Annotated in this window: 23 protein-coding genes; 15 read left to right on the plus strand and 8 right to left on the minus strand. The window is 34.7% G+C overall.

Annotated elements, in window-relative coordinates; all coding sequences use genetic code 11:
- Positions 1-77: 77 nt before the first annotated feature.
- The 3 genes from gldB to L3049_RS11780 are packed head-to-tail and all read left to right on the plus strand — an operon-like array spanning position 78 to position 2,433.
- Entirely contained in the window at positions 78-1,091 is a 1,014-nt protein-coding gene (gene gldB, locus L3049_RS11770; protein WP_275110017.1) for a gliding motility lipoprotein GldB, read from the plus strand.
- 11 nt (positions 1,092-1,102) lie between these two features.
- Entirely contained in the window at positions 1,103-1,876 is a 774-nt protein-coding gene (locus tag L3049_RS11775; protein WP_275110018.1) for a nitrilase-related carbon-nitrogen hydrolase, read from the plus strand.
- Between the two features lie 8 nt (positions 1,877-1,884).
- Positions 1,885-2,433, plus strand: coding sequence for a 5-formyltetrahydrofolate cyclo-ligase (locus tag L3049_RS11780; protein ID WP_275110019.1), 549 nt, complete (start codon positions 1,885-1,887; stop codon positions 2,431-2,433).
- Positions 2,434-2,488: 55 nt separating this feature from the next.
- Here L3049_RS11780 and L3049_RS11785 read toward each other — a convergent pair whose 3' ends face one another.
- Positions 2,489-2,659, minus strand: coding sequence for a DUF362 domain-containing protein (locus tag L3049_RS11785; RefSeq protein WP_125029604.1), 171 nt, complete (start codon positions 2,657-2,659; stop codon positions 2,489-2,491).
- A 202-nt stretch (positions 2,660-2,861) separates the two neighbouring features.
- Complete coding sequence (locus L3049_RS11790; protein ID WP_275110020.1) at positions 2,862-4,043, minus strand: M20 metallopeptidase family protein; 1,182 nt, start codon at positions 4,041-4,043, stop codon at positions 2,862-2,864.
- 458 nt (positions 4,044-4,501) lie between these two features.
- Between L3049_RS11790 and L3049_RS11795 the strand changes: the two genes are divergently transcribed.
- The 8 genes from L3049_RS11795 to L3049_RS11830 all read left to right on the plus strand — a co-directional run bounded on the left by L3049_RS11795 (position 4,502) and on the right by L3049_RS11830 (position 13,778).
- Positions 4,502-5,602 carry a DUF1573 domain-containing protein gene (locus tag L3049_RS11795; RefSeq protein WP_275110021.1) on the plus strand — a complete coding sequence of 367 codons (1,101 nt, stop codon included), beginning with the start codon at positions 4,502-4,504 and terminating at the stop codon, positions 5,600-5,602.
- Positions 5,603-5,755: 153 nt separating this feature from the next.
- The gene (meaB, locus tag L3049_RS11800) at positions 5,756-6,883 is read left to right on the plus strand and encodes a methylmalonyl Co-A mutase-associated GTPase MeaB (RefSeq protein ID WP_275110022.1); all 1,128 of its coding nucleotides are present in this window, start codon (positions 5,756-5,758) and stop codon (positions 6,881-6,883) included.
- Positions 6,884-6,974: 91 nt separating this feature from the next.
- Positions 6,975-8,069 carry a redoxin domain-containing protein gene (locus tag L3049_RS11805; protein ID WP_275110023.1) on the plus strand — a complete coding sequence of 365 codons (1,095 nt, stop codon included), beginning with the start codon at positions 6,975-6,977 and terminating at the stop codon, positions 8,067-8,069.
- Between the two features lie 249 nt (positions 8,070-8,318).
- Positions 8,319-9,185: a metal ABC transporter solute-binding protein, Zn/Mn family gene (locus L3049_RS11810; protein ID WP_275110024.1), complete on the plus strand. Its 867-nt coding sequence runs from the start codon at positions 8,319-8,321 to the stop codon at positions 9,183-9,185.
- Between the two features lie 10 nt (positions 9,186-9,195).
- Positions 9,196-9,936 (plus strand): metal ABC transporter ATP-binding protein, encoded by a 741-nt coding sequence (locus L3049_RS11815; protein ID WP_275110025.1) that lies wholly within the window; start codon positions 9,196-9,198, stop codon positions 9,934-9,936.
- A gap of 3 nt (positions 9,937-9,939) precedes the next feature.
- On the plus strand, positions 9,940-10,803 hold the full coding sequence (locus tag L3049_RS11820; RefSeq protein WP_275110026.1) for a metal ABC transporter permease: 864 nt from the start codon (positions 9,940-9,942) through the stop codon (positions 10,801-10,803).
- Positions 10,804-10,861: 58 nt separating this feature from the next.
- Positions 10,862-12,256: a dihydrolipoyl dehydrogenase gene (gene lpdA / locus L3049_RS11825; RefSeq protein ID WP_275110027.1), complete on the plus strand. Its 1,395-nt coding sequence runs from the start codon at positions 10,862-10,864 to the stop codon at positions 12,254-12,256.
- Between the two features lie 133 nt (positions 12,257-12,389).
- Positions 12,390-13,778 carry a C1 family peptidase gene (locus L3049_RS11830; protein ID WP_275110028.1) on the plus strand — a complete coding sequence of 463 codons (1,389 nt, stop codon included), beginning with the start codon at positions 12,390-12,392 and terminating at the stop codon, positions 13,776-13,778.
- 102 nt (positions 13,779-13,880) lie between these two features.
- Here the strand turns inward: L3049_RS11830 and L3049_RS11835 are convergent, their stop codons facing one another.
- Complete coding sequence (locus L3049_RS11835) at positions 13,881-14,336, minus strand: hypothetical protein (protein WP_275110029.1); 456 nt, start codon at positions 14,334-14,336, stop codon at positions 13,881-13,883.
- A 165-nt stretch (positions 14,337-14,501) separates the two neighbouring features.
- Positions 14,502-14,960, minus strand: a complete 459-nt coding sequence (locus L3049_RS11840; RefSeq protein WP_275110030.1) for a hypothetical protein — start codon at positions 14,958-14,960, stop codon at positions 14,502-14,504.
- Positions 14,961-15,204: 244 nt separating this feature from the next.
- Between L3049_RS11840 and L3049_RS11845 the strand changes: the two genes are divergently transcribed.
- Entirely contained in the window at positions 15,205-15,684 is a 480-nt protein-coding gene (locus L3049_RS11845; protein ID WP_275110031.1) for a Dps family protein, read from the plus strand.
- 36 nt (positions 15,685-15,720) lie between these two features.
- On the opposite strand, the gene L3049_RS11850 is transcribed toward L3049_RS11845, so the two are convergent.
- Positions 15,721-16,368, minus strand: coding sequence for a DEAD/DEAH box helicase (locus L3049_RS11850; RefSeq protein WP_275110032.1), 648 nt, complete (start codon positions 16,366-16,368; stop codon positions 15,721-15,723).
- 113 nt (positions 16,369-16,481) lie between these two features.
- Positions 16,482-18,356: a vWA domain-containing protein gene (locus L3049_RS11855; protein WP_275110033.1), complete on the minus strand. Its 1,875-nt coding sequence runs from the start codon at positions 18,354-18,356 to the stop codon at positions 16,482-16,484.
- Positions 18,357-18,503: 147 nt separating this feature from the next.
- On the opposite strand from L3049_RS11855, the gene L3049_RS11860 reads away from it, so the two are divergent.
- Positions 18,504-19,094 carry an RNA polymerase sigma factor gene (locus tag L3049_RS11860; RefSeq protein ID WP_275110034.1) on the plus strand — a complete coding sequence of 197 codons (591 nt, stop codon included), beginning with the start codon at positions 18,504-18,506 and terminating at the stop codon, positions 19,092-19,094.
- Positions 19,084-20,421: a carboxypeptidase-like regulatory domain-containing protein gene (locus tag L3049_RS11865; protein WP_275110035.1), complete on the plus strand. Its 1,338-nt coding sequence runs from the start codon at positions 19,084-19,086 to the stop codon at positions 20,419-20,421. Before L3049_RS11860 ends, L3049_RS11865 begins: the two co-directional genes overlap by 11 nt.
- 12 nt (positions 20,422-20,433) lie before the next feature.
- Here L3049_RS11865 and L3049_RS11870 read toward each other — a convergent pair whose 3' ends face one another.
- Together L3049_RS11870 and L3049_RS11875 are read right to left on the minus strand one after the other, a co-directional pair.
- Entirely contained in the window at positions 20,434-21,309 is an 876-nt protein-coding gene (locus L3049_RS11870; protein ID WP_275110036.1) for a DMT family transporter, read from the minus strand.
- Positions 21,310-21,403: 94 nt separating this feature from the next.
- Positions 21,404-22,576: a MalY/PatB family protein gene (locus L3049_RS11875; protein ID WP_275110037.1), complete on the minus strand. Its 1,173-nt coding sequence runs from the start codon at positions 22,574-22,576 to the stop codon at positions 21,404-21,406.
- A gap of 173 nt (positions 22,577-22,749) precedes the next feature.
- On the opposite strand from L3049_RS11875, the gene L3049_RS11880 reads away from it, so the two are divergent.
- Positions 22,750-23,853 carry a pyridoxal phosphate-dependent aminotransferase gene (locus L3049_RS11880; protein WP_275110038.1) on the plus strand — a complete coding sequence of 368 codons (1,104 nt, stop codon included), beginning with the start codon at positions 22,750-22,752 and terminating at the stop codon, positions 23,851-23,853.
- Positions 23,854-23,864: the final 11 nt, after the last annotated feature.

The raw sequence follows: 23,864 nt of genomic DNA on the forward strand, positions 1-23,864 counted from the left end.
ACAATAATCTTCACTTAACTTATTTTTAATATTTTTGAGAAACACAATTACAGTTAGCACTCATTTAATTCAGAAGAATGTACTTGAATTACTATAAAAATATAAGTAGGAATATTTTAATTCTGCTATTCACCTTTCTTGTTTCGTGCAATTCGGGTCCTAAAAAACCTGATACATCAGATATCCAATTAGAAGTTAAGATTCTACGATTTGATCAAGAGCTTTTTGCCTTGAAGCAGAATCCAGATATTAATCAGTTAAGGAAAAGATATATTGATGTGTTACCAATGTACAGTAATAAAGTAATTGGTTTAGGAGATTCTAATGATCCAAATTATATGGAATATTTAAACAAGTTTTTAAATGATTCCACAATGACTTTGGTAGCCAATAGAGTTTCGGAAGCATTTCCTTCTTTAGAAAAAGAGGAGAGTGAATTAAAAGATGCATTTAAGTACTTGAAGTATTATTATCCAAGCAAACCAGTTCCTAATTTTTATGCTCAAATTTCAGGTTTTAATCAATCGATAGTTGTAGCTGAAAATTTGGTTGGTATTAGTTTAGATAAATATTTGGGTGAAGATTGTGAGTTTTACTCTTATCTGGGTACACCAATGTATGCTAGGGAAAATATGATTCCTGAGCGCATTTCGCAAGATGTTGTTTTGGCTTATGGCTTAACCGAATTTCCTTTTCAACCCCTAAAAGATGATCTAATCAGTAACATGATCTATCAGGGGAAAATAAGATACTTTGTTCAGGCGATGATGCCAGACAAGAATGAATCAGATATTTTGAAATATTCAGAGTCAGAGTTTGAGTGGTGCGTTGAAAATCAGGAGTTGATGTGGGGATATGTTATCGAACAAAAACATTTGTTTAGCACTGATTACAGAACCATTATTAAATATATAAACGATGGTCCTTTTACTCCAGGAATGCCACAAGAATCACCTTCTAGAACTGGAATTTGGCTTGGTTTACAAATTGTAAAGCAGTACATGAACAAACATGAAGGATTTACCTTAGTTGATTTGATGAAGGAGAATGATTACGGAATGCTTCTTCGTGAGTCTGGCTATCAACCTTGATGAAAACTGCCATGAAACTAGCGATCATTCAATTCGCTCCAGTATTTGGAGATCTAAAAGCGACTTTAGCTGTCTTAACTGACTTATTAGAGCAAGTAAAAAAGGCTGATTTGGTTGTATTGCCTGAGTTAGCGAATTCGGGTTACAATTTTAATTCTAAGGAAGAGGCTTTCAGTTTAGCTGAAACGATTAAGTCTAGTGTATTTCTAGATTTTCTTCAAGCTAAATGTAAATTGTATGGTTTTACGATTGCTACTGGTTTCGCAGAAAAAGAAAATGATAGTTTATACAATTCTTCGGTGTTGCTAAATGGGGATGGAATTATAGGAACTTATCGGAAATTGCATCTTTTCATGAATGAAAAGCAGATATTTAAGCAAGGCAACTTAGGATTGCCGGTTTTTGAAATTAAAGGTGTGAAAATTGGGATGCTGGTTTGTTTCGATTGGATGTTTCCCGAAGTTTGGCGTAAATTGGCTTTGAAAGGAGTCGATCTTATTTTGCATCCTTCCAATTTGGTATTGCCATATGCACAATCGGTTATTCCTTCTTATGCATTGGTCAATCGAATTTTCATTGCTACAGCAAATCGAATTGGAATCGAAAAGGAGCTTTGTTTTACGGGACAATCAATAATTGCAAATCCAAAAGGAGAGCTTCTTGCTAAAGCGAATAAAGGAGAAGAAGTTTTGATTGTTGATATTGATCCATTAATTGCGCGGAACAAAATGATAACTCCATTGAATAACGCTTTTGAAGACAGACGAACAGATATTTACGAATAGCCTCAATAATGAACACTGCTGATATCGACCAACAAAAAAGAATTATCCGAAAGGAAATAAAACTGCTTAAGCAAAATTATTCTGAGCAGCAAAGTAAGGAAATGTCAATGCCTATTCTCGAAAAACTTGAGAGCTTGAAGGAATTTAAAGAAGCTAGAACAATCATGTTATATTGGTCGATGAAGGATGAGGTGTTTTCACATGATTTTGTTTGTAAGTGGGCGAAAGAGAAAAAAGTTATTCTTCCTAGTGTTAAAGGGCAAACGCTGGATTTAAAAGTATTTGCAGGGAAAGAGGAATTGGTTGATGGTGAAAATTATGGAATACCCGAGCCAGATGGACCTGTATTTATGGCTGAAGATGAAATTGATTTGATTTTAATTCCAGGAGTTGCTTTTGATAAAGCAAATAACAGAATGGGTAGAGGAAAAGCTTATTACGATCGATTGTTACAATCCTTAAGTGCTTATAAAGTTGGAATTTGTTTTCACTTTCAGCTTTTGGATGATGTTCCAATCGATGAACACGATATTAAAATGGATGCAATTGTTTATTAAATAAAAAAAACCGATGATCTAATCATCGGTTTTTTTAATATCTGTAGAGATACGGTTATTCAGGATGAATAGCTTCTACAGGACAAGCATCAACGCAAGTACCACAGTCAGTACAAAGATCTGCATCGATAACATAACGCTCATCTCCCATAGAGATCGCTTCAACTGGACATTCCCCTTCGCATGAACCGCAAGAAATACAATCGTCGTTAATTACGTAAGCCATTGTGTTTTATTTTTTAGTGTTAATAATTAATGCAAATGTAATATCATATTTTAAACTCAAAAAGAAAATGGAGTAGAAATCTATTATTTTAAAAGAGATTAAATAGTGAACAGTAGACCAAAATAAGAGTTTCAGGTGTTTTATCCTATGAAGATAAAAATGTCATTATTGTAATGTGCTCTGAGTCAAAGCATTGATCGGGTTATTTATTTAGGTGCGAGATTGCTAACCAAGCCATTGTATTCATCGATGTCTCTAACGAATCATCATTTGCTTCAAAATTTGAAGTGTGCAAGGAGCCGTTTTTGTCTGATTTAACGCCAAAACGATAGAAGGTAACGGGGTATTTTTGCGAGTAAAACCCAAAATCTTCCGTTGTCATTCTAATATCCATGTTCACAACCTTGTCATCGCCGAGTATATCTATTGCATTTTTTTTGGCTTCGTGAGTTAAATCTTCATCATTAACAAGAAAAGGATATCCATGTCTTATCTCGACTTCACACTCGGCACCCATTCCAGAAGCTGTTGATTTTGCAATGTTGGTAATTAACTGTTTCGCCTTTGCTCTCCATTCTTCGTTCATGGTTCTAAAAGTACCTTCTATTTTTACCTCTTCGGGGATAATATTGGTAGCACCATTGGCAATCATCTTGCCAAAAGACAGTACCGTAGGTATTCTGGCATCACAATGTCTGCTTACTATTTGTTGCAATGCAACGATAATATGAGATGCAATAAGAACATTGTCAGTGCATTTGTGAGGCATAGCAGCATGGCCTCCTTTACCTTTAATGTTTAAGTAAATCTCATCACCCGAAGCCATGTACATTCCCGATCGGAAACCAACTGTTCCAGCAGGCATATCCGGAAGAACATGTTGTCCTAAAATCCATTCTGGTTCGGGTTGCAAAGCTCCTTCTTCCATCATTAATTTTGCCCCACCTGGTAATAGTTCTTCACCAGGTTGAAAAATAAGCAAAACGGTTCCTTCCCATTCATCTTTAAATTCGCTTAATATTTTAGCAGTTCCTAATAAGCTAGCCATGTGTAAATCGTGCCCGCAAGCATGCATTACACCATTGTTTATAGAACAATATTTATTTTGTGGATTTTCTGTAATAGGCAAAGCATCCATATCTGAACGTAAAGCAATTACCTTTTTGTTTGGGTTTTTGCCTTCAATTTTCCCAACAATACCTGTTTTAGCAAAGCCGCTTTTGTAAGGGATTCCTATTTTCTTTAAATAATTTTGAATGAATTTTGAAGTTTCAACTTCTACAAAAGACAATTCTGGATTGGAATGTAAGTGTGCTCGTATATCTTTAATTTCAGCATTAATTGATTTTGAGAATGCCTTAATTTTGGTTTTTAAATCGGTCATGTGTGGTTAATTTTATTTTTCGAAAATCTGTTTAATGCAATAAACAAGCTAAATATACCAAAGATTTTCTTTACGGCTTACAGCATGATTTTTTATAAAGTACAAATCTACAAATTGTTTAGCACAGAAATTACTCGTCTTATCTCGCAATGGCAATTTCATTCTTTTATATTTAAACTGAAATTTTTGGTTTGGTTTTTGTTTTGTATTAAAATGGATATTTAGAAAATGCAATTAATTTCACAATTGTATTGATGATAATAATGGTTAGAGACTTGATAGGAATAGCATTGTGGAATATTTTTAGGCTTAACAACTATTTAACGATATTCTGAGATCCATTTAGCTATTTTTTTTTAATTTTGTATACTTAAACCAAATTTTACGGGAGAATTTATAACTCTTTAAATAGTTTGTCGTAATAGACAAAGTCACTGTAATTAAAATATTTAATTGATATGAGTAAAAAAATATTTTATTTGTTGGTAGTTGCCATTTTGGGAAGCACACTTTTTGTTTCTGCTCAGAATGTGAAACCAGTAATGAAATTTGATTCGAAGGAGCATGATTTCAAAACATTTAAGGAAGAAGATGGGAAAACATCTTACTCATTTGAATTTATTAATACGGGAAATCAACCTGTTATTATAAACAATGTAAGATCATCGTGTGGATGTACATCTCCAGAGTGGAGCAAGCAACCTGTTGCACCAGGTCAAAAAGGTTTTGTTAAAGCTACTTTTGATCCTAAAAATCGTCCAGGCCCATTTAGTAAAACGGTTACTATTACAGCAAATACAAATCCTGCAATTACTATTTTGAGAATTAAAGGAAATGTAATTGAACGTGTAAAAACGGTTGCTGATTTATATCCTCGTGAAATGTCTGGTTTACGTTTAAAGAATAACCACCTTTCTTTTACTAAAGTGAAAAATACAGATGTAAAGGAAAGTGTTATGGAAGTTTATAATGATAGCGATAAAGCCATTAGTCTTGGATTTAAAAGAGTTCCAGCTCACTTAACGCTTCGTTTGGTGCCTGAGAAACTTCAGCCAAAACAAAAGGGGAAAATTGTTGCATCATATAACGCAAGTCTGAAAAAAGATTGGGGTTTTGTAATTGATTATTTAGATGTTCTAATAAATCAGGAATACAAGCCAGGAAATCGTTTAACCGTTAGCGCTAATTTAATTGAAGATTTTTCGACAATGTCGAAAGATGAATTGGCAAAATCACCTAAAGTAAAGTTTGAAAAAAATGTTTTTAATTTTGGAGAATTGACTCAAGGAGAGAAAGCGGAGCATGCTTTTATAATAAAAAATACGGGTAAGTCTGATCTTTTGATTCGCAAAACAAAAGCTTCTTGTGGATGTACAGCTATTGCACCTCAATCAAAAATTATAAAAGCTGGTGAAACATCTGAATTAAAGGTTGTTTTTAACTCCAGAGGAAAAAGAGGTCGTCAAAATAAGATGATTACTGTAATTACTAACGATCCTGTTGATTCAGAAGTAAAATTGCGTGTCACAGGAAATGTTGTAATGCCAAAAATGAACTAATCAATTGATCAGATAAATATTGATTCAAAAGGCTTTTCCATTGGAAAAGCCTTTTTTGTTGCTCATAAACATATGCATTTTTCCTTTGCTTTGCTAAGTCATTACTTAGTATATTTATAACTTCGCAGTTAGAACGAATGGAAAATTCTTGTCATGTCAGATAAAAATAAAAACGAACATATCGAAAATGCTCCTGATTATAAAGCTTTAAAAGTAAACTCAGGAATAAGTAAGCCACCTTCAATCAACCCTCGCATAGCGGATCGATTGAAGATGAAGAAAAGAAAAAAGCATACTGTTGATGACTTTGTGAAAGGGATTTTGGATGGTAATATGGCTATATTAAGTCAGGCCATAACATTAGTTGAGAGTGCTAAGTTTGAGCATCAAAAAATAGCTCAGGAAATCATTGAGCGTTGTTTGCCTCATTCTGGTAAGTCAACAAGAATTGGTATTACTGGTGTTCCGGGTGCAGGAAAAAGTACTTTTATCGAAGCATTTGGAAAGCATGTTACAAGTATGGGACATAAGCTTGCTGTTTTAGCAATAGACCCGAGTAGCGAACGAACAAAAGGTAGTATTCTTGGGGATAAAACAAGAATGGAGGAACTGGCTGTAGACCCTCATGCTTATATCCGACCTTCTCCTTCAGCGGGGTCGCTAGGTGGTGTTGCGCGTAAAACACGAGAGAGCTTAATTCTATGTGAAGCTGCAGGTTTTGATACAATTCTTATTGAAACTGTAGGTGTTGGTCAATCAGAAACAGCTGTTCATTCTATGGTTGATTTCTTTTTATTGATTCAGATTGCAGGAGCAGGAGATGAGCTACAAGGGATCAAGCGTGGTATTATGGAGATGGCAGATGCCATTGCTATTAATAAGTGCGATGGATCTAATGTAACCAAAGCACAGTTAGCTCGCGTTCAGTTCGAAAATGCTTTACATTTGTTTCCTTTGTCACCATCCCAATGGTCTCCTAAAGTGTTAACCTGTTCCTCAATAGAGAAAAAAGGGGTTGACGATATTTGGAACACTATTATGGATTATTGCAAGCATACATTCGAGAATGGCTACTTCGATAATAGAAGAAGTGAACAAGCTAAATATTGGATGTATGAAACAATTAATGAGCAATTACGTGATAATTTCTATCACGATAATGTGATAAAAAATATGATTCCTGATTTTGAGACAAAAGTTTTAAATGACGAAATGAGCTCTTTTATTGCAGCTTATAAATTATTGAATACCTATTACGATCAAGTGAAAAATAAAGAATAAGTAATTGGCTTCATCGAAAATCTTTTCATTTAATTGAATAATTTGGTAGATTAGAGCAATTAATTAACATATTAACAAAATACTTAATCAAATGAAGAAAATTTTCATCGCGGTTTCTGCGATTGGGCTTTTTTTAGCCTCTTGTAACTCTGCAGATCAATATAAGTTGACTGGGAAAGTTGCTGGTATGACTGAAGGAAAAGTATACCTTTCTAAACCTCAAGATAGTAAGTTAGTAAAGGTAGATTCTACTGTTATTGGAGAAAATGGTTTCTCTTTTGAAGGTACAGTAGAAAGTCCAGAAATGTATTATATTGAATTAGAAGGGCAAAAGGGAGCTATCCAGTTGTTTTTAGAGAATTCTGTAATTTCTGTTGATGCAAATCTTGAGAATTTGAGAGAAGCAAAAGTTGTTGGTTCTGCAAATCAAGATATTATGCTTGCTTTTGGTGAATCTCAGAAAGCTGTTCAAGAGAAGCAGCAAAGCATGTATCAGGAATACCAAAAAGCAATGCAGGCTAAAAATCAAACTGCTGCAGATTCTATTCGTGGTGAATTTGATAAGTCAGAAGAAGTGAAGACGGCTGCAAATATGGAATTTGTGAAAGCAAATGCAAATACTGTTGCTGCTGGCTTTATTGCTCAAAGAATGTCTGGTCAGATGGAGATACAAGAAATGGAAGACTTATATAACCTTTTAGGGGAAGCTGCAAAAGAATCTTCATATGGTGTTAAGATTAATGAAAAGATTAACACGATGAAAAAAGTTGCAGTTGGTCAACCAGCTCCTGATTTTACTTTAAATACACCTGAAGGAACTCCTTTGAGTCTTTCTAGCCTTAAAGGTAAGGTTGTTGTTATCGATTTTTGGGCATCATGGTGTGGTCCTTGTCGTAGAGAGAATCCTCATATGGTAGAAATTTACAATGAATTAAGCCCTAAAGGTGTTGAATTCTTAGGTGTTTCTTTAGATAAGGATAAAGATAAGTGGTTGAAAGCAATTGAAGATGATGGGTTAATTTGGAAACACGTTTCTGATTTACAATATTGGAATTCTAAAGTTGTAAAGTCTTATGCTGTAAGTGGTGTACCTTTTACTCTTTTGGTTGATCAGAATGGAAACATTGCTGGAACAAAATTACACGGAGAAGAATTGAAAGCTGCTATTGAAAAATTACTTCAGTAAGCTTTAATATATAAGATATTGAGCCCGACGGATTGTTAATCTGTCGGGCTTTTGTTATCCTATGAATTTTGCCTAAATTCAGTTGATGGAAAGATGAACAAAACCATCCAGTAAGAAAAAGTAGAATCTTGTGTTAAAATTGTGAAAATGAATATAGATTTCAGTTGAAATTCCTTTGTTGAAACAAAAAATAATCTACTTTTGTTATTTAAATAAGATCTAAATAGAACAATACTTTTTTTTGTACAAATGAATACAATAAACAAAATTATTTTATTTCTGTTTGCCATTGTGGTAATGTCTTGTCAATCAGGAAAAATAGAAAAAGAGAACAACTTACTTTCGGTAAGTATTTTACCGCAAAAATATTTCATAGAGCGAATCGCTGGCGATGATTTTAAGGTTAATGTGTTGATTCCTCCTGGAGCAAGCCCTGCAACCTATGAACCAACACCAATGCAAATGACAGGTGTAGCAAAATCGATTGCTTACTTAAGAATTGGTCACATCCCTTTCGAACATGCATGGTTATCTAATTTAATTGAAGGAGCAGGCGAAATTAAGGTCGTTGACTTGTCAAAAGGAATTGAGTTAGTAAAAGGAATGGCAGTTAAACATGGCGACCATTTTCATGAAGGTGGAATTGATCCGCATGTGTGGTCATCGCCTTTAAGTGTTAAAATAATTGCGAAGAATACATTCGAGACATTGGTTGCATATGCGCCAGAAAAGAAGGGTGAATACGAAAAAAATTACAATGCCTTTTTAGTAGAATTAGAAGAATTGGATCGAATGGCTCTTGAGGCTTTTCAAGCGAAACAAGGGAAATCATTTATGATTTTTCATCCTGCTTTATCTTATTTGGCCCGAGATTATGGTTTGAATCAAATATCGGTTGAATTGGATGGAAAAGAACCTTCTCCTACTCATATGAAACATTTGGTAGAAGAAGCAAAAAGCAAGGGAATTAATCAGATTTTTGTGCAAAAACAATTTAATGTGGAAAATGCCAAGGCAATTATGGCTGAGATTGGTGGAGAAGTAATTCAGATTGATCCCTTATCAGAAGATTGGCTAAGTGAAATGAAGCGCATCATCAATATACTTAAAGATTGAAAGAGAGCAGATGAAAAATATTCTGGAACTGAAATCTGTAACTGCTGGTTACGACAATAAAGTTGTCTTAAAGGATGTGAACCTCACAGTTAAGGAAAATGATTTCTTAGGCGTTATTGGACCTAATGGAGGAGGAAAAACAACTCTACTTAAGGTGATTTTGGGATCATTGAAAACCATACAAGGTGAAATTTTGCCTGAAGGTAATGATCGATGCAATATTGGTTACTTACCACAAATCAATCAGATTGATAATAAGTTTCCAATTCAGGTAAAAGATGTTATTCTTTCGGGTCTAATGTCTCACAAAAGATTATTCGGAAGATATGGAAAAGAGGATAAGCTTCGCGCCGGTGAGTTGATGACTCAAATGGGTATTCTTCACCTTAGAAATAAGAATATTGGAGAACTATCAGGAGGTCAGTTGCAACGTGTTTTTCTTTGTAGAGCCATAATTTCTGATCCACAGATTTTAATATTAGATGAGCCTGACACCTATGTTGATAGTCATTTCGAAACGGAATTGTATGGTGTTTTAGATCAGCTCAACGATCATATGGCTATTATTGTTGTTTCGCATGATGTAGGAACCATCAGTTCACATGTAAAAACCATAGCCTGTGTTAACGGAAGCTTGTGTTATCACGATTCGAACATTATTAACGAAGAACAGCTTAAAACTTATAATTGTCCTATCGATTTGATTACACATGGCGAAGTTCCTCATCGCGTACTAAAGCATCATCATTAAAATATGAATTCATTAATAGAATTGTTTCAATATAATTTCTTTTTAAATGCTGTAGGTGCGGCTTTATTGGCAAGTATATCATGTGGTATAATTGGAACTTATATTGTCGCACGCCGTATTGTATTTATTAGTGGTGGTATAACGCATGCATCCTTTGGGGGAATTGGCATCGCCTGGTTTTTAGGTTTGAACCCTGTACTTGGCGCTGCGGTATTTGGTGTATTCTCGGCTTTGGGTATCGAATGGGTATCGAAAAAAACTGATGTTCGGCAAGATTCAGTTATTGGTATTCTTTGGGCACTTGGTATGGCTCTGGGTATCATTTTCATTTATATGACACCTGGTTATGCCCCAAACCTAATGAGTTTCTTATTTGGAAATATATTAACGGTAGGCTCTTTAGATTTATATCTGTTATTGGCTTTGTGTATTGTTACCATTACCATCTTTATCTTTTTTATTAGGCCAATACTATTTGTTGCCTTTGATGAGGAATTTGCACGAACACAAAAGGCTCCTGTTCAGTTTCTAAATTATTTAATGATATCATTAGTGGCTTTAGCCATTGTGTTAAACATAAGAGTTGTAGGAATTATTTTGGTTATTTCTTTCCTCACAATTCCTCAGACCATTGCTGGGATGTTTACAAGCGATTTTAAGAAAATGATATTGGGTTCAATAGGATTTGGTATTTTAGGTTCTTTTATTGGTTTGTTGGTTTCATATGAGATCAATGCGCCATCGGGAGCCACTATTATTTTTTCGTTTGTTATTCTTTTTGTTGTCGCTAAAATCATTCAGTTAATTATGATTTCGGTGAAAAGAAAGAATAATTCTTTACGAGAAAATAAGATCACGGTAAATTAAAAAAGAAGATTTAAATTAGTAAACTATACTTGTACAAATATAAACAACACAAATAAAAATGACTTACGATTTAATAGTAGTAGGAAGTGGACCAGGTGGTTATGTTGCTGCCATTAGAGGGGCACAATTGGGTATGAACGTTGCCGTAGTTGAACGTGCTGAACTAGGTGGTATTTGTTTAAACTGGGGATGTATCCCAACCAAATCCTTATTAAAATCAGCTCAGGTTTACGATTATATGAAGCATTCTGCTGATTATGGTATAGCTGTTGAAGGTGAAATTAAGCCTGATTTTGAAAAGATAGTTGAGCGTAGCCGTGGGGTTGCTAATAAGATGAGTGCCGGTATTCAGTACTTACTTAAAAAGAATAAGGTTACTGTGATCAATGGTTTTGGTAAACTTACTGTTGACAAAAAGCTGGAGGTTTTAGCTGAAGATGGTAGCAAAACAAACTACGAGGCTAAGCACATTATTTTAGCTACAGGTGCTCGCTCTCGCGAATTGCCAAACTTACCACAGGATGGTAAAAAAATCATTGGTTACCGTAAGGCGCTAACGCTTGACAAATTACCTAAATCGATGATTGTTGTTGGTTCCGGTGCTATTGGGTCTGAGTTTGCTTACTTCTACTCAAGTTTGGGAACTCAAGTCACTTTAGTTGAGTTTATGCCAACCATTCTTCCTATTGAGGACGAAGAGGTTTCTAAGCAAATGGGACGTTCTTTCAAGAAGAATAAAATTAAAGTCATGGTGAAATCTTCAGTTGAGTCGGTTGAAGGCGAAGAGGGTGACTTGAAAGTAAACATCAAGAATAAAAAAGGTGAGATTGAAGTTCACGAATGTGAGATTGTTCTTTCTGCCGTAGGTATTTCACCAAATACCGAGAACATTGGACTTGAAGAAGCTGGTGTTGAAACTAAAAACGGACGTGTTGTTGTTGATGACTATTTCCGTACCAATGTTGAAGGCGTTTATGCTATTGGTGATATTCTGGAAGGTCCTGCTTTAGCTCACGTTGCTTCGGCTGAAGGGATCTGTTGTGTTGAGAAAATTATGGGAATGAATGTTGAGCCTATCGACTACACAACCATTCCTGGATGTACATATACCACACCTGAAGTTGCTTCGATGGGATTAACTGAGAAAGCGGCTAAGGAAGCCGGTCACGAAATTAAGGTGGGTAAATTCCCATTCTCTGCTTCGGGTAAGGCTAGTGCTGCCGGTGCAAACGAAGGTTTCGTTAAACTGATTTTCGATGCTAAATATGGCGAGCTTTTAGGTGCGCATATGGTAGGTGCTAACGTAACCGAAATGATTGCTGAATTGGTTACGGCTCGTAAGCTTGAAACAACAGGTCACGAGTTAATTAAAGCTATCCACCCTCACCCAACCATGAGTGAAGCGGTAATGGAAGCTGCTGCAGCTGCTTATGATGAAGTGATTCATATCTAAGAAAAATAGAATAATTTCATATAAAAGCCATCCAATAGGATGGCTTTTCTTGTGGAAATAAGGGTGATTTTGAATCAGATTATTTAAGTTTGTGAGAATAATTTTGGAACAACAACCTACTAAAACAAAACAGATGAAGAAATTTTTATTGGTACCTGTTATGGCTTTGGCATTTTGCGGAATGTCTTTGGGGCAAAACAAGGGAACTGTAGATGCTAAAATGTTAAACGATATTCGATCTAGTTTTTCTCTAGATGCATCAAATACAGCAATTCAGAATGCAATTACCAATTCGGAAAGCATTAGAGAGCTTTCTCTAAACAGAAGTAAAATTGGAAAAACTGATCATTTTTTCAAGTATAGAGTTGCCGTAAAAGGTATTACCAACCAAAAGAGCTCTGGGCGTTGCTGGATGTTCACATCAATGAACACGATTCGTCCGAATGTTATCAAAGATTTAAACCTTAACTCTTTCGACTTTTCACATAACTACAATTACTTCTGGGATATCTTCGAAAAGTCAAATCTATTCCTTGAGAACATTATCGCTACTGCTAATAAAGATATGGACGACAGAGAAGTTGTTCGTTACTTAAAAAGCCCTGTTGATGATGGTGGTGTTTGGAATTCATTTTTCAATGTAGCTAAGAAATATGGTGTTGTACCTGCTGAAGTAATGCCAGAAACAAAAGTAAGTAACAAGACACGTGAAATCAATAGCCTGTTAAAAGAGAAATTAAGAGGCGAAGGGTATAAGCTTCGTAAATTGGTTGCTGATAAAGCTTCTGCAAAAGAAGTGAAAGCTGCAAAAGTAGAAGCGCTAAAGTCTGTGTACAGAATGTTAGCACTTTGTTTGGGTGAGCCTCCTGTTGATTTCACTTGGAGATACAAAGATGCTGATGGCAAAATCAGCGAAGCTAAGAAATATACGCCTCAGGAATTCATGGCTCTTGTAGCTCCTGAATTTGCAAAAGACGAGATGGTAATGATTATGAATGATCCAACTCGTGAATATTATAAGGTTTACGAAATCAAAAACTACCGTAATGTTGCTGAAGGTATTAATTGGACTTACTTAAACTTACCAAATGATGAGATTAAGGCATTCGCAATGGCTTCTATCAAAAATAACCAGGCTATGTATGCATCTTGTGATGTAGGAAAGCAGCACAATCGTAAAGCTGGCGTTATGGATATGAACACCTACGATTATGCTTCTCTTTTTGGTGTTGAGTTCGATATGGATAAAAAAGCCCGAATTCTAACTCGTCAATCAGGTTCTTCTCACGCAATGACTCTAATTGGAGTTGATGTTGATGAGAATGAGAAACCAGTTAAATGGGAATTCGAAAACTCTTGGGGAACTTCTTCTGGAAATAAGGGCTACTTAACTTTCACTGATGAGTGGTTTAGCGAGTACATGTTCCGTGTTGTAATCAACAAGAAGTACTTGGATGAAAAAGCACAGAAAGCTTTAAATTCAGCTCCAATAAAATTACCTGTTTGGGATTATATGTTCTAAAGAGCAAAAAAAAAGATAATATAAAAAAGGACCTCCATTAGAGGCCCTTTTTTTTTGTGATAGGATTTGAAAAATTAACGATTGTTTGATCTTGAATTGATATTATTGGATTACATCTAAGTTTAATAATTGACCAATTTTTTGAGCTTCTAATTTGGCCTCAATAAGATCTTTACACCTTTTAAAGGGGATTTTGCGATTTCGATTCTTAACAAATAGAACCACAAAGCAATCGTCCATGATCAATTTCATTCGTTTTTTCTTTTGCTCATAAGTAGAACGATGCATTACTGGAGTAACTCCCGCTACGCGATCTATTGTTTGCAAACTTCTCCACGATCCAGATTTGAATATTCCAAAGTAGGCGTAGTAAAATTTATATTTGTCATTATCATGATCGAGGTATATTCCTGAATAGGAAAAGGCCATAAACGATCCGATTAATAGTAGGAGTATATTAAGTGGTAATATTGAGATGAAAATCCCTACAAGCATGACTCCCCATCCTAATATTGAACCAGCCTGTCCAAATAGTTTATCGAGTTTGTTGTGAATCATCATTTTAGTTTTTTGTTAAAATAATTTGATTTATACACTATAACCGATAATCTTATGGGTTTACCCTACTATTATGATGTGATAAAAGTGAGCATTACAAAAACAGCTCTGAAGTTTTACCTCAGAGCTGCAGTGTTTTGTGTTCGTATTTAAAGTGTTATTTGACTATTGTTTTAGGCGTTTGAAAATAAAACGAGTAATGAAAATTCCTTTACCATCACCTTTACCACTGTCACTTTCAACACCACTTGTTACAAATGCAAGTTCGTAACCAGATTCAACCAATTTGTTAATTTTTGAAGAAATTAAAGCATCGTTTGAAGCAATATTCTGAAAGTTAATTCCAGCAATACTGTAAAAGTTTAACAATTTAGTTTCTGCAAATAGGCTAACCTTAGCATCGCTACGCTTTACTTCTTTTTGCTTGCTTTTTTTACCATCAGTTCTTTCTGTAGTAAAATTCTCAGCATCAATAGGAGATTTTTCCTCAACAATTCTAGATCGACCGATTCCCATTGGAACGATTGATTCAATACTAGTTACTACTTTGTATTCATACGATTGAGCATTTACTTCAACAATTAATCCGCAGGCAATAATTAGTAATAGAACAAATTTTTTCATGTGATTTGGTTTTAATATTAATATTTAAATAAAAATTATGTGTTAAAAGGATGACGAAGATACAAACAATTCTAATGCCAAAACAAGCGGAATTGTGCTTATAGCGAAGAATTAATATTATAAAATAGATTGTGATTTATTTTCACTATAAGTTTTTCTTATCGATGTATAAAAACAAATAATGTGAATGAGCGGATATTTGTAACAGATAAAGAAAACAAATCAATTATAAAAAATAGAAATCATGACAAATTTAAAAAGTAACGAGGCCGTAGTAGAGTTAAATGCACAAGAGAGAGAAATTGAACAACTTCAAATATTATTAGCAAATTATCAGTTGTATTATCAAAATCTTAGAAACTTTCATTGGAATGTAGGAGGAAACGATTTTTTCGAGTTGCACGCCAAATTTGAAGAGCTATATAACGATGCGAGTGATAAGGTTGATGAGGTAGCAGAGAGAGTTTTAACTTTAGGAGGACATCCTCTTGGTAATTTTTCCGATTATGTGGCAATTTCGACGATTCAGGAAGCAAATTCGAATTGCTCAGGTTCAGATATGGTGAATCAAGTTATTGAATCGCACAACATTTTAATTGCGAAAGTAAAAGAAGTAATTGTTGAAGCAAATGAGAATGATGATGAAGGTACTTTAGATATTTTACCAGCTTACGTTTCATATTTAGAGAAGCTGAACTGGATGTTTAAAGCTTACTTGAGATAAAATAAAAATGCCTCCTGATTAAGGAGGCATTTTTATTTATTCTTTTTCTTCTTTTATTTCTTCTTCGATCTCTTCTTCAATTTCTACTATTTGCGGGAAATTCATAAAGTTTTCCATATAATCTTGCATTCTCTTGTTAATCCTTGTTGTAAAAACAATTTTCTGAGATTTAGGAAGATATTCTGAAAAGCGATTAACCTCACAAAGTAGTTGATCTTTCATGATCATTTCAGCATCATCAACAATAAACATTTTCAGGTTATTCAAGTTGATACCGCTATAAGAGTACAGTTCGTTAAATTTCTTAGCCGTTGCGATAACCACATCCGACCCTGCATAAATGATATCACGCAATTTGTGCAAGTTCCCTGCATCACCCTCGCCGAATATTCGTAGGTCTATCTCTTCAGTAAAAGCTTCGAATTTTTCTTTTAATTCAATAGCTGCTTCTCTATCAGGAACAACAATAACAGCTCTGGGTACATCTTCAAATTCAGTTTTTAATTGCTGAATAACGCTAATGATAATAGTACTGGTTTTTCCAGATTTTTCGGGAGCCTTAACAAATAAATCTACACCACTCTTTATTTTAGAGATGCAAGCTTTTTGCACTTTTGTAGGCGTTTCAAAGCCATTTTCTTCAATTGCTTCCAAAAGCGGCTGATCTAATTTTTTTAAAAACATCTGGGTTTGTATTTTTTTGTTCGCGACAAAATTACAAAATATCCGATGAATAGAAACTATATCCTAACATTTGAGAGAAAGAGACACTTAATAAGTGCCTCTTTGTGTTTATTCTATAGATGATTTGCCAGTTTCATTAAGCGAATAAATTCACTTCTGTATCCTTCTTTATCTTCCCCTTTAGATTGTTGTGCCAAATTAATTAACATATCGTAAGAGCAGTTTCCTTTAAATTTGGATTCCCTAAGAATCAAGCCAAAGCCTGCAACGGCAGCCGAGAATTTGTAGTTGTTCGACAATTCATTTTTAGCCATTAAGCTATTTGGAATGATCTGTTCGATAAGTGTGCTTTTTTTACCTGTAGGCTTTTTGTAGCGGAATTTTACGGTCGCAATTTCATCTTTATTGTAAGCCTTCGTATTTAAACTTGTGTTCTGGTATTTTAATTCCTGATTTTGCTTTTTATTGTTTTCGTTTAGCTTTACTTCATAAATTGCCGTAACACTATGACCAGATCCCAATTCGCCAGCATCCTTTTTGTCGTTTGCAAAATCTTCATTAGCTAACAACCTATTCTCATATCCAACCAATCGGTATTCAGCAACAATAGCTGGGTTGAATTCAATTTGTATTTTCACATCTTTAGCAATTGTAAATAAAGTACCACCAAATTCATTAACCAATACTTTTTTGGCTTCAAGAATATTATCGATATAGGCATAATTACCATTTCCTTTATCAGCAATAATCTCCATTTTATCGTCTTTGTAATTTCCCATTCCAAAGCCAAGTACCGATATAAATGTTCCGTGCTCACGCTCTTTTTCAATCAATCGTTCCAATTCGGCATTACTCGATTGTCCTACGTTAAAATCACCATCCGTTGCCATTATGATTCGATTGTTGCCGCCATCAATAAAATTTTCTCGGGCAACTTTATAGGCCAATTTTAAACCTGATGCTCCTGCAGTAGATCCGCCAGCATTTAATCTGTTTAAAGCTTCTAAAATGTCTTTCTTTCTGTTTCCAGTTGTAGATGGAAGCACCAAGCCTGAATTCCCTGCATAAACAACTATCGCCACTTTATCATCTTCTCGTAATTGATTTACCAATAGTTTGAATGCTTTTTTCAACAATGGCAGTTTATTTGAAGAATCCATTGATCCGGAAACATCCAAAAGGAAAACTAGGTTAGAAGCGGGTAAGTTTTCATTCAAAACTTTTTTCCCTTGCAAGCCAATGTGAAGCAGTAGGTTTTCTGAGTTCCAAGGACATTCGGCTACTTCATGATTGATCGAAAATGGATGCTCTCCTTCGGGTTGCGCATAATCGTAATTAAAGTAGTTGATCATTTCTTCAATACGAACAGCATCAACGGGCGGTTTTCTTCCATCTGTTAAAAAACGACGAACATTACTGTAAGAAGCAGCATCTACATCAATCGAAAAAGTAGAAAGTGGACTTTTAACAGCATTCTTATATCCGTTTTCACGAATTGTAGAATATCCTTCGGTATTGAATTCTTTATTGATAGGATAGCAATATGATACATCCATATCCATTTCTATTTCCATATCGCAATCTTGTATTGCATAGACACCTGCCACCTGTCCTTGTAAATGAGAAGCTACAGATTTATTCTTTTTTGCTCTTTTATACCTCTTTCCGTATCCGACTACTATCACTTCATCCATGCCAATTTGAGATGATTTAAGAACAACATTGATAATAGATTGATCTTTTATTTTGATTTCTTGCGTTATCATACCAACAAATGAATAGACCAGTATATCTCCTTTTTCTGTATCGATACTGTATTTCCCATCGAAATCAGTAACGACACCTTTTATGGTTCCTTTATTAATGATACTTACGCCGGGTAAAGGCATTTTACTATCATCATATACAGTTCCGGAAATGATGTTTGCGAATAAATTACAACCAATTAGTATACCTACGATGCTAAGAAATAATGCTTTTGTTTTCATGGTTTATCTTTTTTAGTACTTATTAATTTGTCTGTCTTTACCTTTAGGATGCAAGCGAAAAACAAATTCCATAAAAAGTTTTCATCTTTTTTTCTTTTTTGTTAACTAGCAAGTGTTAATCCATTGTTTTTAAAGAGAAATTTCTAAATGTTCCGATCTAAAAAAAATCTAAAAAATAAGAATGATCAACAGTTGCTGTTGGATTATTTGGCGGATGGTGATTTGGATGTTCTTGGAGAATTATTTGGGAGATACATGCATCTGGTATATGGCGTAGCATTGAAATATCTAAAAAATAGAGATGAGGCAAAAGATGCTGTTACGCAGATTTTTGAACGTTTGATTACTGAAATCCCTAAATTTGAAATACTGAACTTTAAGTCTTGGTTGTTTGTAGTGACTAAGAATTATTGCCTGATGGAAATTCGAAGAGAAAAAGCCAATAAGAACAGGTTTGAAAAATTTTCAGCAGATCAGAATATGGAATCGACAGAATTGTTGCATCCTATAGATGAGGACTTGAATTCTTCTTTGCAAGAAAATTTGAAACATTGCCTGGATCGCTTGAAAAAGGAACAGCAGGAGTGTGTGCAGTTATTTTACTATCAGGAAAAGAGCTATGGTGATATTGCTGATGAATTAAATATTGCAGAGAAAAAAGTGAAAAGCTACATACAGAATGGAAAACGCAATTTGAAAATTTGTTTGGAGCAACTAGAAAAGGAACATGAAGTTTAAAGGAAGATTGACATATCGAAACTTTATAGACTACTTCAGCAATAAGCTAGAGAAGAAGGAAAAGCATGCCTTTGAAAAAAAGATCATGCAAGATTCTTTCGAAAGTGAGGCTTTTGATGGTTTATCGAAACTTGATGCAGCGGAGTTTGAAAAAGATATGACTGATTTAAATAGTTTAATTCATGCTCGAACAAAAGAAAAGAAGCGTAGAATTCCTTTTTGGCTTCCTTATGCTGCAAGTGTTATAATATTGCTTGGTTTAAGTTCTGTACTTTACTATTTGAGTCAATATTCTGCACAAGATGAAATGATAAGTGCTCAAATGGAAGACTTGGTGCCGAAAGTAGAAAAGTCAGTTACCGAGCCTGAAATAATAAAGCACGACTCGGAATATGTGGATATAATGGAAATGGTTGAAGAGGAATTGGACATGGAAATTTCTGATGCCGATGAAATCATAGAAGAGGAGCTGATGGTTATTAGCGAAGATGAAGAACTAGATGATCAAACTATCCCAGAAGAAAAGATTGAGAGAGTTATACCAATTGCGCCTATTGAGCAGTTAACGATAGCAAATAAAAAGTACAAAAAGACATTTAAAACAGCTGAAGAAAGTATTCAAAAAACTTTGGAAGGACAAGTTGCAGGAGTAGAAGTTCAGAAGGCAATAAGGCAAAAATCTGCGAAGAAATCTTATGCAAGTAGATTGATACAAGACGATAAAATAATATCTGGCAAAGTAGTAGATGAGGATGCTATGCCAATTCCTGGGGTTAGTATAGTTGTAAAAGGAACTGCCAATGGCGTTGTTACTGATGTGGATGGGCAATTTAAATTGAAGGCTTCTGATACTAGTGAAGATTATAGATTAGTGGCATCTTTTATTGGTTTTGAATCGAAAGAGATAAATGCTTTAACTGATTCATCTTTGTTGGTTATTTTAGAAACGAACCAGCAAAGCATGGATGAGGTTGTAGTTGTTGGATATGGAATAAGTACAAGCAAAACGGAACGTGGAAACACATCTTGGGAAAAGGCAAAGCCAAATCAATTTGCTTCTGTTGATAAATTTGAAGACTACCTTGTTAAAGAATTAATGGATGCTGATTTTAGGCATCTAAATGGCATACACAAAGTGAAATTCACTTTCGTTGTTGAGCCTTATGGTGCGTTAAAAGACATCAAATTTAGAGGTAAGCCAGATGCCATTTTAGTGAAAGAAATAGAACGTTTACTATTCGATTCGGGAGATTGGTATCCAGCCGAATCAGGAGGCGATGCTGTAGCCTCAAAAGTGAGAATTAGCCTAAAATTGAAATTCGACTAAGCGCTTTTAGGTTTATTTTTTTCGATTAATCAGATAAACACCCAATAGGATAAGTACCATACAGGTTATGTGCAGGATATTTATTTTCTCACCATCAAGCACTCCCCAAAAAATGGCAAATACGGGAATGATATAAGTTACCGATGAGGCATATACAGCAGAAATATGACGAATTAAACTGTTCATTAACAGCATGGCAAAGGCTGTTCCGATTATTCCCAAAGCGCACAATGCTAAAAAGTGAATGTGCCAATTTGGTGATGCCAAAACGGGTTGAAAATCGGTTGTCAGCAAATAAATTAATGCAGCTGGACCTGTAAAAAAGAATGCTAAGGAGGTTATTTGAACACCACTTAAATGCGATAAACGTGCTTTTACTACATTAATATTTATCCCGTAAAAGACGGTGGCTAGTACGATAAGTAAAGCGTAACTATTAATGTTTCCAAAGGAAAGATCTTGTCCAGAGGTAATCAGGCCAATTGCACCAAATAATCCTAAAACCAAACCGGATACTTGGAGCCATTTTAATTTTGTTTTGTAGAAAATCATTCCAATCACCAAAGTGAATATTGGTGTCATTGAATTTAGCATTCCTGCCAATGCACTATCGATTTGAGTTTGTGCCTTTGTAAATAAAAAGGCTGGGATAAAACTTCCAATGAACCCAGCTACTAACAAACTTTTAAGATCTTTCTTTTTTAGATACTTTAAATTCTTTATGGAATATGGCAAAAGAACGAGTGATGCCAACAACATTCTGATACCAGCCGCTTGATCATTTGTAAAGCTTTTCAATCCAATCTTCATAAGAATAAAGGATGACCCCCATACAAAAGCAAGTATTAATAGTATCGTAAACTGAAACCAAGGTTTTTTCCAGTTCATTGTGTAGTGTGTTTGTCGCGCAAATGTACGAGATTTTAGTTAGCAAACAAGAGTTGACACTGCAGGTGAACCAGATGTGAAAAACTTGATATTCTTAAAGTTCATCAACAATCAACTTAATCTTCTCAAGAGCTTTTTCAAGAACAGATCTCGGACAACCGATATTTATGCGAAGGAAGCCTTCTCCGTCATTGCCAAAGGTGGTTCCTTTGTTTAATGCCAAACCAGCTTTTTGTATTAATAGTTTATTTAGTTTTTCGGTGTCGATATTTAGAGATCTGCAATCGAGCCAAAGTAAATAGGTAGCTTCAGGTTCTATTAGTTTAATAGTTGGAATGTTTTCTTTTAAATACGAACGTAGAAAATCAACATTTCCTTTTAGGTAATCCATTAACTGATCGAGCCATTCTGCACCGTCTTCGTAACCAGCTTGCATGGCAGTATGTCCAAATAAATTGCCAGAATTCAAATGCAAAGAAGAAAGTAAAGTTTCAAACTTTTGTTTCAATTTAGCATTTGGAATGATGATAACAGAACTTGCTAATCCAGCAACATTAAATGTTTTCGAAGGAGCAATGCAAGTAATTGTTCTTTGCGCCAATTCATCCGATAAGGAAGCCAAAGGGATGTGCTTGTAACCTTCGTAAATTAAATCTTGATGAATTTCATCAGAAATGATTAGGAAATCGTAGGTGTTTGCTAAATTACCTAATTGAACTAACTCTTCTTTTGTAAATACTCGACCAACCGGATTGTGCGGATTACTTAAGACAAGTGCAGTTAATCCATTTTTTGCTAGTTCTTCCAGTTGTTCAAAATCCATCTGATAGCCTTCATCAGTAAGACGAAGAGGATTTACAACCAATTTGCGTTTGGTATCATTAATAACTTGTGCAAATGGATGGTAAACGGGCGATTGAATCGCAATCTGATCACCTTCATTGGTCAAACTCATCAATAAAATAGAAAGACCTGTTACAACACCAGGACTCGATGAAATCCAATCTTTAGGAATTGCCCAATCATGTCTTGTTTTTAGCCAATTTTGAATGCTTTTAATGCAAGAATCTCCACGAAAAGTGTAGCCATATATTTCATGATTTGCCCTCTCAATAATTGCTTCAGAAATACAAGGTGGAACTTTAAAATCCATATCAGCAACCCAAAGAGGCAATAGATCTTTTGCTCCAAAATAGCTTTCTAGTTTATCGTATTTTACACAATCGGTATTTTTTCTTTCGATAATCTCATCAAAATTATAGCGCATATTTTTCTTTTTTAGAAGGAGAGTGAATTTAGAAAAAAGGCGCCACTAAAAAAAGACTTTTGCACAGCAGAGAGAAAAATTTGTTAATCTGATAATTGCTTGCTTATTTGCCATCTTGTTGTTCTAGTAGAAAGAATTGCAATGATTGTATTTAATAAAATCTGAGGGGATAAATGAAAATAAATAAAAGTGGAGCAAAGTATTCTGCAATAGTTGGAATTGGCGAACGAATTAAGAATATCAGTAAAGAAACAGGAGAAGCTTTTTTATTGCTGAATAGAGGTGTAAACTCCGTATGCAATATCGATTTAAATGAGCTGGTAAAAGAAATCGATTTTAATACCAATGAGATGCAGGTTTATCCACCTTCGCAAGGTAAAATTGAATTGCGAAAGGCGATTAATAAGCATTATTTCGGAGATAGAAGCAATGCTGAAAATATTTCGATTTGTGGTGGTGGAATGTCGGCGCTTGATATTGTGTTTCAGACCTTGCAAGTAGATCAAATTGTATTGCCTGATTATTATTGGGGATCGTACATGCAGGTAATGACGATTCGCGGTATTAATTCGGCTACTTACACAGATTTAAAATATATAGAAGAAAACCTTGATGCTTATAAAAATTCTGCGGTAATCATTTGTGATCCAAATAATCCCTTAGGGAATAAGCAAGCTGATAGGGAACTATTGAAACATATTCAGCTTTTAAATGATAATGGGACCATTGTAATTGTTGATTGTCCTTATCGAAGAATCTTTTTCGGTGAAGAAGACGAGTTTTTTCAGAACCTTTTGGCATTTGAAAATGTAATTGTTGTAGAAAGCTTTAGCAAATCACTTGGATTAAGTGGGCAGCGATTGGGTTTTGTGCATTCGCCAAATAAGGATTTTAATAACGAATTGGGAATCCGTTTAATGTACGCAACAAACGGTATTAATGCATTTTCTCAGATTCTGGTTGAAAAATTGTTGTGTTCAGAGAAAGGACAAAAAGCAACAAACGATTTTAAACGAATTACAGCAAAAGGAATTGAAAGAAACATAGCCTACTTGCGTGATAAAAATTTATTGGCTAATGAATTTTACAAGAATTCGGAACCTGTAGGGATTTTTGTGATTGTAAATAAATCTGAAGAAGAATTGCTAGAAAAAAGAATTGGAAGTGTTTCTTTGAGCTATTTTACAAGGGATAAAAAAGAGGAAGCTGCAAAGTATGCACGTATTTGTGTTTCTGTACCTCCAGAAAAATTCGAAGCGTTTTTTAAAGTATTTTAGATATTGAAAAG

The organism is Labilibaculum sp. DW002 (assembly GCF_029029525.1).
GTDB lineage: Bacteria > Bacteroidota > Bacteroidia > Bacteroidales > Marinifilaceae > Paralabilibaculum > Paralabilibaculum antarcticum.

Excerpts from the sequence above, each read along its gene's own strand:
- gldB (WP_275110017.1), top strand. The coding sequence starts at position 78 with ATGTACTTGAATTACTATAAAAATATAAGTAGGAATATTTTAATTCTG.
- L3049_RS11775 (WP_275110018.1), top strand. The coding sequence starts at position 1,103 with ATGAAACTAGCGATCATTCAATTCGCTCCAGTATTTGGAGATCTAAAA.
- L3049_RS11780 (WP_275110019.1), top strand. The coding sequence starts at position 1,885 with ATGAACACTGCTGATATCGACCAACAAAAAAGAATTATCCGAAAGGAA.
- L3049_RS11785 (WP_125029604.1), bottom strand. The coding sequence starts at position 2,659 with ATGGCTTACGTAATTAACGACGATTGTATTTCTTGCGGTTCATGCGAA.
- L3049_RS11790 (WP_275110020.1), bottom strand. The coding sequence starts at position 4,043 with ATGACCGATTTAAAAACCAAAATTAAGGCATTCTCAAAATCAATTAAT.
- L3049_RS11795 (WP_275110021.1), top strand. The coding sequence starts at position 4,502 with ATGAGTAAAAAAATATTTTATTTGTTGGTAGTTGCCATTTTGGGAAGC.
- meaB (WP_275110022.1), top strand. The coding sequence starts at position 5,756 with ATGTCAGATAAAAATAAAAACGAACATATCGAAAATGCTCCTGATTAT.
- L3049_RS11805 (WP_275110023.1), top strand. The coding sequence starts at position 6,975 with ATGAAGAAAATTTTCATCGCGGTTTCTGCGATTGGGCTTTTTTTAGCC.
- L3049_RS11810 (WP_275110024.1), top strand. The coding sequence starts at position 8,319 with ATGAATACAATAAACAAAATTATTTTATTTCTGTTTGCCATTGTGGTA.
- L3049_RS11815 (WP_275110025.1), top strand. The coding sequence starts at position 9,196 with ATGAAAAATATTCTGGAACTGAAATCTGTAACTGCTGGTTACGACAAT.
- L3049_RS11820 (WP_275110026.1), top strand. The coding sequence starts at position 9,940 with ATGAATTCATTAATAGAATTGTTTCAATATAATTTCTTTTTAAATGCT.
- lpdA (WP_275110027.1), top strand. The coding sequence starts at position 10,862 with ATGACTTACGATTTAATAGTAGTAGGAAGTGGACCAGGTGGTTATGTT.
- L3049_RS11830 (WP_275110028.1), top strand. The coding sequence starts at position 12,390 with ATGAAGAAATTTTTATTGGTACCTGTTATGGCTTTGGCATTTTGCGGA.
- L3049_RS11835 (WP_275110029.1), bottom strand. The coding sequence starts at position 14,336 with ATGATTCACAACAAACTCGATAAACTATTTGGACAGGCTGGTTCAATA.
- L3049_RS11840 (WP_275110030.1), bottom strand. The coding sequence starts at position 14,960 with ATGAAAAAATTTGTTCTATTACTAATTATTGCCTGCGGATTAATTGTT.
- L3049_RS11845 (WP_275110031.1), top strand. The coding sequence starts at position 15,205 with ATGACAAATTTAAAAAGTAACGAGGCCGTAGTAGAGTTAAATGCACAA.
- L3049_RS11850 (WP_275110032.1), bottom strand. The coding sequence starts at position 16,368 with ATGTTTTTAAAAAAATTAGATCAGCCGCTTTTGGAAGCAATTGAAGAA.
- L3049_RS11855 (WP_275110033.1), bottom strand. The coding sequence starts at position 18,356 with ATGAAAACAAAAGCATTATTTCTTAGCATCGTAGGTATACTAATTGGT.
- L3049_RS11860 (WP_275110034.1), top strand. The coding sequence starts at position 18,504 with ATGTTCCGATCTAAAAAAAATCTAAAAAATAAGAATGATCAACAGTTG.
- L3049_RS11865 (WP_275110035.1), top strand. The coding sequence starts at position 19,084 with ATGAAGTTTAAAGGAAGATTGACATATCGAAACTTTATAGACTACTTC.
- L3049_RS11870 (WP_275110036.1), bottom strand. The coding sequence starts at position 21,309 with ATGAACTGGAAAAAACCTTGGTTTCAGTTTACGATACTATTAATACTT.
- L3049_RS11875 (WP_275110037.1), bottom strand. The coding sequence starts at position 22,576 with ATGCGCTATAATTTTGATGAGATTATCGAAAGAAAAAATACCGATTGT.
- L3049_RS11880 (WP_275110038.1), top strand. The coding sequence starts at position 22,750 with ATGAAAATAAATAAAAGTGGAGCAAAGTATTCTGCAATAGTTGGAATT.